7 protein-coding genes are annotated in these 8,839 nt (G+C 66.1%); 4 read left to right on the top strand and 3 right to left on the bottom strand.

Annotated elements, in window-relative coordinates; genetic code table 11:
- The coding region (locus AAG816_RS02915; RefSeq protein WP_341987955.1) for an AMP-binding protein at window positions 1–682 on the bottom strand (682 nt) is incomplete at its 3' end.
- 203 nt (window positions 683–885) lie between these two features.
- On the opposite strand from AAG816_RS02915, the gene AAG816_RS02910 reads away from it, so the two are divergent.
- From AAG816_RS02910 to AAG816_RS02900, 3 genes are all read left to right on the top strand, one after another.
- Entirely contained in the window at window positions 886–2,526 is a 1,641-nt protein-coding gene (locus tag AAG816_RS02910; RefSeq protein ID WP_341987953.1) for an acyl-CoA synthetase, read from the top strand.
- A 132-nt stretch (window positions 2,527–2,658) separates the two neighbouring features.
- Complete coding sequence (locus tag AAG816_RS02905) at window positions 2,659–4,410, top strand: ABC transporter ATP-binding protein/permease (RefSeq protein ID WP_341987951.1); 1,752 nt, start codon at window positions 2,659–2,661, stop codon at window positions 4,408–4,410.
- 104 nt (window positions 4,411–4,514) lie between these two features.
- On the top strand, window positions 4,515–5,852 hold the full coding sequence (locus AAG816_RS02900) for a chloride channel protein (RefSeq protein ID WP_341987949.1): 1,338 nt from the start codon (window positions 4,515–4,517) through the stop codon (window positions 5,850–5,852).
- Window positions 5,853–5,867: 15 nt separating this feature from the next.
- Here AAG816_RS02900 and AAG816_RS02895 read toward each other — a convergent pair whose 3' ends face one another.
- Window positions 5,868–6,674 (bottom strand): ChbG/HpnK family deacetylase, encoded by an 807-nt coding sequence (locus AAG816_RS02895; RefSeq protein ID WP_341987948.1) that lies wholly within the window; start codon window positions 6,672–6,674, stop codon window positions 5,868–5,870.
- Complete coding sequence (locus AAG816_RS02890; RefSeq protein ID WP_341987947.1) at window positions 6,671–7,672, bottom strand: glycosyltransferase family 2 protein; 1,002 nt, start codon at window positions 7,670–7,672, stop codon at window positions 6,671–6,673. The genes AAG816_RS02895 and AAG816_RS02890 overlap by 4 nt, the downstream gene beginning before the upstream one ends.
- Before the next feature lie 302 nt (window positions 7,673–7,974).
- On the opposite strand from AAG816_RS02890, the gene AAG816_RS02885 reads away from it, so the two are divergent.
- Complete coding sequence (locus AAG816_RS02885; protein WP_341987946.1) at window positions 7,975–8,808, top strand: universal stress protein; 834 nt, start codon at window positions 7,975–7,977, stop codon at window positions 8,806–8,808.
- Window positions 8,809–8,839 lie beyond the last annotated feature (31 nt).

Here is an 8,839-nt window from a genome sequence, read left to right as displayed (position 1 = left end):
CGGCGCCGGCGGCGCGGCGCTCGGCCCAATCATGGTCCCGGCCTTCCACCAACGTACTCGGCTTCTCCGGTCGCTGGAGGATGAGGCAGGCCTGAGGCTTGTGCTGCGCCATGCCGATGGCGAGATCCAGCAGCGGCTTATAAGGCACGACCCGGTTCGGCTCGATGCCGCAGGAAGCGGCCAGAACAACCTTGGGCTGGGCATCGTCGATGCGCACCGCCAGTTCGTTGGCGGCAAAGCCGCCGAACACTACGGAATGCACCGCGCCGATGCGCGCACATGCCAGCATGGCGATGACCGCCTCCGGCACCATGGGCATGTAGAGCACCACCCGGTCGCCCTTCTCCACCCCGAGGTCGCGCAGGATGGCACCCAGCACACGCACCTCTGCCAGCAGTTCGGAATAGGTCAGGGTGCGGCGGGACCCGGTGACCGGGCTGTCGTAGATCAGCGCATCCTGTGCGCCCCGGCCGTCGGCCACGTGCCGATCGACGGCGTTGTAACAGGTGTTGCAGACACCATCGACGAACCAGCGGCCATAGACGCCCACCTCCGGATCGAACACCTTGGCCGGGGCTGTGATCCAGTCGATGTCCTTGGCGGCGGCGCCCCAGAAGGCGTTGGGATCGCTCTTCCAACGCGCATAAGTCTGCGCATAGCGGCTCTGGCTCTGCTCGAGCATGGCGTCGTCCTCCCGGTGCACGATTTCATCTTTTGGTTGCGCCGATTGACGCCCAGCCGATGGGGCAAGGCAAGTCCGATCTTTTGCGTAAGACCTTGGTCGTGGCCATGGCCAATTGCGCAAGGGCAAGGCGCTCGGCTACGGTCGCGCGCAACAGAACAACCGGCCGACACCAGCCGACATGACTTGGGGAAACGCCACCCATGGACCGCGACAGCGACCACCGCATTTTCGACCGTCACCTCGACCGCAACCCGGCCAATCACCAGCCGCTGACCCCGCTGGGGTTCCTGGAGCGGGCGGCGAGCGTGTTCCCGGACCATCCTGCGGTGATCCATGGCGCCCTCAGCCGCACCTATCGCGACATCTATGCCCGCGCCCGCCAGCTGGCGTCGGCGCTGGAGCGGCGTGGCATCGGTGCCGGCGACACGGTGGCGGTCATGCTGTCCAACACCCCCGCCATGATCGAGGCCCATTACGGCGTACCCATGTGCGGTGCGGTGCTGAATGCCTTCAATACCCGGCTGGATGCCGCCATCCTCGCCTTCACCATTGACCATGGCGAGGCCAAGGTGCTGATCACGGACCGGGAATTCTCCCCGGTCATCAAGGCGGCGCTGGCCATCGCCACCCGCAAGCCCATCGTCATCGACTATGACGATCCGGAATATGCCGGACCGGGCGCCCGCATCGGCGAGATGGAATACGAAACCTTCCTTGCGACCGGCGATCCAGACTATGCCTGGGCGATGCCCTCCGACGAGTGGAACGCCATCGCGCTCAATTACACATCAGGCACCACGGGAGATCCCAAGGGGGTGGTCTATCACCATCGCGGCGCGCATCTGCTGGCGGTGGGCAATGTGGTCACCTGCCATTTGGGCGCGCATCCGGTCTATCTGTGGACCTTGCCCATGTTCCACTGCAACGGCTGGTGCTTCCCCTGGTCGGTGTCGGTGGTGGCGGGCACCCATGTGTGCCTGCGCCAGGTGCGTGCCAAGCCGATCTTCGACGCCATCGCCGACCACGGCGTGACCCACATGTGCGGCGCGCCCATCGTTATGTCCACGCTGCTGAACGCCCCGGCCGAGGACAAGCGCCCTCTGCCCAGCGCGGTGTCTTTCATCACTGCGGCCGCGCCGCCTCCGGCCGCAGTGCTGGAGGCGATGCAGGATGCCGGCTTCCACGTCGTCCATGTCTATGGGCTGACCGAGGTCTATGGCCCCGCCGTGGTGAATGACTGGCACACCGAGTGGGACGCCCTGCCCAGCGCCGAGCGCGCCGCCAAGAAATCTCGCCAGGGCGTGCGCTACAGCGCCCTTGAAGCGCTGGACGTGATGGACCCGGACACGATGGTGCCGGTGCCCGCTGATGGCGAGACCATCGGCGAAGTTATGTTCCGCGGCAATGTGGTGATGAAGGGCTATCTGAAGAACCCCACCGCCACCGATTCCGCCTTCGCCGGCGGCTGGTTCCACTCCGGCGACCTCGGAGTGAAGCACCCGGACGGCTATGTGCAGCTGAAGGACCGTTCCAAGGACATCATCATCTCCGGCGGCGAGAACATCTCCTCCATCGAGGTGGAAGACGCCCTCTACAAGCATCCAGCCATCAGCGCCGCGGCGGTGGTGGCGCGGCCCGACGACAAATGGGGCGAGACCCCGGTGGCGTTTGTGGAGCTCCGAGCCGGCGCCAGCGCCACCATGGAGGAACTGGTGGCCCACTGCCGGTTGCATCTGGCCGCCTTCAAATGCCCGCGTACCATCCTGTTCGAAGAGATTCCCAAGACCTCCACCGGCAAGATCCAGAAGTTCAAGCTGCGGGAAATGGCAAAGGGCCTGTGAGGCCCGATGCCCGACCTTGCGTAAGGCCACCTTTTGGCTGTTCATCTTTCGAAGACGTAATGTTGCGGCCATGGTCTCGCCACGGGGAAAGCGCCTAAGCTTGGGCAGCTGTCCTCTTCTCGTCGAGCCCCGATGCGCGCCCTTTTCACACTTCTCAGCGACATCCGCCGCCTGGCCCTGCCCTATTTCCGCAGCGAGGAGCGCTGGATCGCCCTCGGGCTGCTCGCGGCGGTGATCGCCCTGGAACTCGGGTGGGTCTACGCCACTGTTCTGCTGAACAAGTGGAACGCCGCCTTCTATGACGCGATCCAGGAAAAGGATTTTGCCGCGTTCAAATATCAATTGCTGGTGTTCTGCGCCATTGCCGCCGGGGCCATCTGCATCGCGGTGTATCAAGTCTATCTCAAGCAGTGGCTGGAGATCCGCTGGCGCCGGTGGCTCACCCGGCGCTATCTCGAGCATTGGCTCACGGACGAGACCCATTATCGCCTGCGCCTCTCGGGCGATGCCGCGGACAACCCCGACCAGCGCATCGCCCAGGATGTGAACCTGTTTGTCAGCCAGACCATCGGCGTCGGCGTCGGCCTGCTCGGCACCCTGGTATCGCTGGTTTCCTTCAGCGTCATCTTGTGGGGGCTTTCGGGGCAGATCGATTTCGCCTTGTTCGGCCTGGATCTGCACATCCCCGGCTATCTGTTCTGGGCGGCGCTGATCTATGCCGCCATCGGCACGCTCATCACCCATCTCATCGGCAAGCCATTGGTCCGCTTGAACTTCGACCAACAGCGCTATGAAGCGGACTTCCGCGTCGATCTGGTGCGGGTGCGCGAAAACAGCGAGCAGATCGCCATGCTGGCCGGCGAAGATGCCGAGGGCCGCAAGCTCGATGGCCGTTTCTCCCGCATCTGGGGCAACTATATCGGCCTGATGAAGGCGCAGAAGCGCCTGACTTGGTTCACCGCGGGCTACAATCAGATCTCCAGCATCTTCCCCTATGTGGTGGTCTCACCCGGCTACTTCGCCGGCGCCATCCAATTGGGCGTGCTGATGCAGACCGGCTCGGCCTTCGGCTCGGTGCAGGGCGCCTTCTCCTTCTTCATCAGTTCCTACTCCACCCTCGCGGAATGGACCTCGGTGGTGAACCGCCTCACCGGCTTCGAAGCCGCCATGGGCGCGGCCAAGCTGGACGATGGCGCGCGGGCATTCCCGCACAGCATCGCCCCCGCCGGCAGCCCGGCGCTGCAATTGGCCCGCATGGACGTGCGCCTGCCCAATGACCTCTCCATCGTCAGCGTGGACACACTGGCGCTGGAGAAAGGCGAACGGGTGCTGGTGGTCGGTCCGTCGGGCGCGGGCAAGACCACTCTGTTCCGTGCCATCGCCGGCATCTGGCCGTTCGGGAGCGGCGAGATCGCCCTGCCCGAAGGCACCCGGCTGATGATCCTGCCGCAGCGCCCGTATGTGCCGGTGGGCCCGCTGAATGCTGCCTTGGCCTATCCGCTGCCGGCCGAAGCCTTCAGCACCGCCCAATTGAGCAACGTACTGGAACTAGTGGGCCTCGGCGCCTTGGTTCCGCGTCTGGAAGAGACCTTGCTGTGGCCGCATGTGCTGTCATTGGGCGAGCAGCAGCGCCTCTCCATCGCCCGTGCGTTGCTGGCGATGCCCGACGTGCTCCTGTTGGACGAAGCCACGGCCGCTCTCGACGAGGGGTCGGAAGCCACCCTCTATGGCTTGTTGCACACCCGCCTGCCGGAGGCGACGGTCTTGTCCATCGGCCACCGGGCGACCCTGACGGCGTTGCATGACCGCGCCCTGGTGCTTTCGGGGAACACCATGCCGCGTCCGCTGGTTTCCGGGCAGGCTTTTGCCCCGCAGCCCGCATGATGCATTGACGCTCCCCACTCCCGCCCTGTAACCGCTCACGGGGCTTCGCACCTCCGTGCGCGGCTCTCCGACGGTATGCCGTTGCGGCGGCAGGGCGAGGACGCATGATGTTTGATCGCGACCTGCGGCGCATTCGCGTCGCCTTGACCTCCAAGACCCTCTGGAAGCGCCGCCTGGTATTCATACTTGGGGCGGTGGCGGTCGGCGTCGCCTCGGTGGCCTTCGCCGCCGTGGCGGATCGGGCGCAGGACGTCTATGTGGCGATCATGCATCGGGCGCCCTATGCGCTGCTGATCCTGACCCCCGGCGGCTTCGCCCTGTTTGCCTGGCTCACCGTGCGCTTTTTTGACGGCGCCCAGGGTAGCGGCATTCCCCAGGCCATCGCCGCCCGCCGCTCCGGCATTCCCGCCCACCGCGCCCGGCTTCTCAGCGCTAAGGTGACGCTCGGGAAGATCGGCCTGACCATCGCCGGCTTGGCGGTGGGCGCCTCCATCGGCCGCGAGGGGCCGACCGTGCAGTTGGGCTGCGCCATCATGGTGGCACTGGCCGGTCTGGTGGGCATCGGGCGCGCCAACGGGCTCATTCTGGTGGGCGCCGCCGCAGGAATCGCCGGAGCCTTCAACACGCCGCTGGCCGGCGTCATGTTTGCCATCGAGGAAATGGCAAAGTCCTATGACAAGCGCCTCACCGGCCTGATCTCCGCGGCGGTGGTGATCTCGGGCTTGGTCAGCCTGATGCTGGTCGGTCAGTATTCCTACTTCGGCGCGATCCCGGCGGAGGAATTCCCGCCGATCGGCTGGACCGCCGTGGTGGTGTGCGCCATCACCGGCGGCATCGGCGGGGCGATCTTCTCCCGTGGCCTGGTGGCCATGTCGAAAGCCCGTGGGCGCATCTTCGGCCCGCTGAAGCGCCGGCCCTGGCTCTACGGCGGCCTGTGCGGTCTCGCGGTGGCGCTTCTGGCCCTGCTTACCGATGGATTTGCGGGCGGCTCCGGCTACGGTCCGACCCGGGACCTGTTGGAACAGGGCATCACAACCCCCTGGTGGTATGCCCCGGTCAAATTGGCCTCCACCCTGATCTCATCCGCCAGCGGCATACCGGGCGGACTGTTCTCGCCGTCCCTGTCCGTGGGTGCCAGCGTCGGGGCCTCATTGCAGAACTTCCTGCCGAACGTGGATGTGCGGGCGTTGGCGATGCTGGGCATGGTCGGCTATTTCGCCGGCGTGGTGCAGGCGCCGCTGACTGCCTTCATCATCGTGATGGAGATGACCAACGAGGTCCATCTGGTGGTGCCGCTGCTCGCCACCGCACTGCTGGGCGCCAGCACCTCGCGCCTGCTGGCGCCGGAGCCGCTCTATCACGCCTTGTCGTTCGCCTATGACCCCAAGCCCGAGGATCGTCCGGCAACGGACGATGCCAAGCCCCCCGCCAAGGCGCCCTGACCGCTCCAGGATCTGTCAGCGCAACTGGGCGTGGGTGCTGAGCAGGATCTGCGGCAGGGCGGCACCGGCCAGTACGTCATATTCTGCTTCCCGCGGTCCGGTCAGGGGATCACGGGCGCGCAGCGCATCATCCACATGGCCCGGATGGACCATGACCAGTCCGCCATCACCCAAAGCGGCGAGGAAATGGGTGAGGATGCGGCCGTAATTGGTCCCCACCTTGAAGTTGTAGGCACCGGCAAAGCCCCGGTTGGTGGCGAGGCCGGCAGCCGCCGCCTGTTCCGCCAGCCCCCGCGCCAAAGCCCCGATGAACCGGCCTTTGGGATCGAGCCCCTTGAGCGCACCGGCCGCCGGCGTGCAGTCCCGTACCCAGGCATTGGGGGCCCGGCGGCGGGTCACATCCAGCACGGCCTCGCGCACGATGGGCAGCAGATGCACATGCTGGTGGCCGTCCACATGGTCCGGGGCGCGGCCGAACGCCTCCTCGAAGGCCATGAACTGGGTTTCCACCTCGGCCTTGACGTTCACCGGGTCGAGCCGGCGGGCAAACGCCAGCGCCATCAGCTTGCTCAGCGAGGGGAAGGTCGCCCCGCGGAAGCCGTGGGTCAGGGGCTCGAAGTTGCCGGTCAGGGTGAGGTGCAGACCGATCGACGCCTGTCCGCCGGTCATGGGCAGCAGGGCGTCGGCCTCCTCCAGGAGGTCCGGCAACACCGTCATGACCGACGTGGCATTGATGCGCCGCTCCGAGAGCAACGCGCGAATGGCCTCGGAGACCCCGGGAGCGATCCCATAGTCGTCCGCACAGATCACAATACGCTTCACGGCAAAACCTTGGGCAGGTCCACGGCGGCCGGACGCTCGCCGGCGGGTTCCGCATGGCGGACCGCATGATCGGCGACGAAATAGACCGGACGCGCTTTGATTTCAGACAGGATGCGGGCGATGTACTCGCCCATGATGCCGATCACCAGCAGTTGCACGCCGCCGATGACCATGAGCCCCACCACCACCGACGGGTAGCCGGGCAAGGGAATGCCCCAGAGCAGGCGCTCCACCACGATCCACGACCCATACAGGAACGCCGCCCCGGCCAGGAGCGCCCCCACGAGGCCCGCGAGCCGCAAGGGGGCGGGCGAGAATGAGGTCAGCGCCTCCATGGACAAGCCCAGCAGGCGCAGGAAGCTCCAGCTGCTGGAGCCGTGCTCGCGGGCGGCAGGGCGATAGGGAACCGCCTTCTGGCGGAAGCCGATCCAGCTGGACAGGCCCTTGAAGAAGCGATTGCGCTCCGGCAGACGGCGCAGGGCCGCGGTGGCGCGGGGCGAGAGCAGGCGGAAATCCGCCGCATCCTCGGGAATGCGGGAAGATGCGCCGAAATTGAGCAGGCGGTAGAATACCCTCACGAACATCCGGCGCGGCATCGGCTCGTCGGAGCGGTCGGCCTTGATGGCATAAGGCACGTCGAAGCCCTCGTCCTTCCACAAGGACACGAAGGTCTCGATCATTTCCGGGGGGTGCTGGCCATCGCCGTCCATGAACAGCAGCGCATCGCCACGGGCGTGGTCGAGCCCGGCCAGAAGGGCCGATTCCTTGCCGAAATTGCGCGAGAGCGCCACCACCTGCACGTCGAGGCCCAGGGCGGGCAGCTCCGACGCGATCGCGGCGGTGTCGTCGCGGCTGCCGTCGTCCACATAGACGATCTCAATGCGCATGCCGCGCGCATCGGCGACCGCCCGGGCGCAGGCCGACAGGCGCTGATGGAAGAATGGCAGGCCGCTGGCCTCGTTAAAGACCGGAACGACGATACTCAGATCGGGGGTCATGCGCACGCCACCACTGACGCCAACGACGGCGCCATGGGAGGATGTAAATGTGTTCGGGGCCGGGCGCGAGCCATGGGGATTATTTTTCATCTCCGAGGGAACCTGATTTTGGGCATCGCGTTAGATGCATGGGACCTTCAGTTCTCCCCCAAACTCTGGGTTCCATATGACGCGGCCGCCTTCCCCCCGGGCGGCCGCGTTTTCCTTTTGAAAAGCCGATGTTTGCGGCGGGTCAAGGAACTGTTCTGATCGCGGTTTAGGGTAAAGTCGTGGCTTCGACGCGGCTTTAGAGAGACCCCTCCATGATCCGGGACATTCTGGTTAACCTCACCCAGGGCGCGGAGCGCGATCCTGCCGCGCATTATGCCGCGGCCTTGGCCGGCGCCTTCAAGGCGCATCTCACCGGCCTTGCGGTGACCTATGAGCTGGACGTGCCGCCCTTTTACATGGGAGCCCTCCCCACCGACTTCATCGACCAGCAGATTCGCGACAACGAGGTCGCGGCCGAGAAGGCGGCGGCAAAATTCACCGCCATCGCCACCGAGGCCGGCGTCGGGAGCAGCGTGCGCACCCTCTCCGCGTCGCTGGGTGAGGCGGCGCGGAGCTTTGCGGAACTTTCGCGGCTGTTCGACCTGACCGTGGTCGCCCAGCCCGATCCCGATCGGCCGGGGCCGGAAGAGGTGATCGCCGAGGCGGCCCTGATGGATTCCGGGCGCGCGGTCCTGCTGGTGCCTTATGTCCAGAAGCCCCCCTTCGCCCTGAACCGGGTGGTGGTGGCCTGGGACGGCAGCCGCGCCAGCGCCCGCGCCTTGGCGGAGAGCTTCCCCCTGCTGCACCATGCCAAGCACTTGGAAGTGTTCTCGGTTCGGCGGCATGACGATGACGACACCACCCCGGCGGCGGCGGACCTGGAGCGGCATCTGGGCCATCATGGCCTGTCCGCGAACCTGCGCCATCTGGTGCTCGGCTCCGGCGAGAGCGTGTCCGCGGCGATCCTCAACGAGGTCTCCGATCAGGGCGCGGACCTGGTGGTCATGGGCGGCTATGGCCATTCCCGCCTGCGCGAGATGGTTCTCGGCGGGGTCACCCGCGACATCCTCGAGAGCATGACGGTGCCGGTGTTGATGGCCCACTGACCCACAATTCCCCACATAAGACACCGCGTCA

Origin of the sequence: Azorhizobium sp. AG788 (assembly GCF_943371865.1) — a bacterium.
In the GTDB taxonomy this organism is placed as follows: domain Bacteria; phylum Pseudomonadota; class Alphaproteobacteria; order Rhizobiales; family Xanthobacteraceae; genus Azorhizobium.
This window is presented reverse-complemented; position numbering and strand designations above follow the sequence as displayed.

Excerpts from the sequence above, each read along its gene's own strand:
- AAG816_RS02905 (WP_341987951.1), top strand. The coding sequence starts at position 2,659 with ATGCGCGCCCTTTTCACACTTCTCAGCGACATCCGCCGCCTGGCCCTG.
- AAG816_RS02885 (WP_341987946.1), top strand. The coding sequence starts at position 7,975 with ATGATCCGGGACATTCTGGTTAACCTCACCCAGGGCGCGGAGCGCGAT.
- AAG816_RS02900 (WP_341987949.1), top strand. The coding sequence starts at position 4,515 with ATGATGTTTGATCGCGACCTGCGGCGCATTCGCGTCGCCTTGACCTCC.
- AAG816_RS02910 (WP_341987953.1), top strand. The coding sequence starts at position 886 with ATGGACCGCGACAGCGACCACCGCATTTTCGACCGTCACCTCGACCGC.
- AAG816_RS02890 (WP_341987947.1), bottom strand. The coding sequence starts at position 7,672 with ATGACCCCCGATCTGAGTATCGTCGTTCCGGTCTTTAACGAGGCCAGC.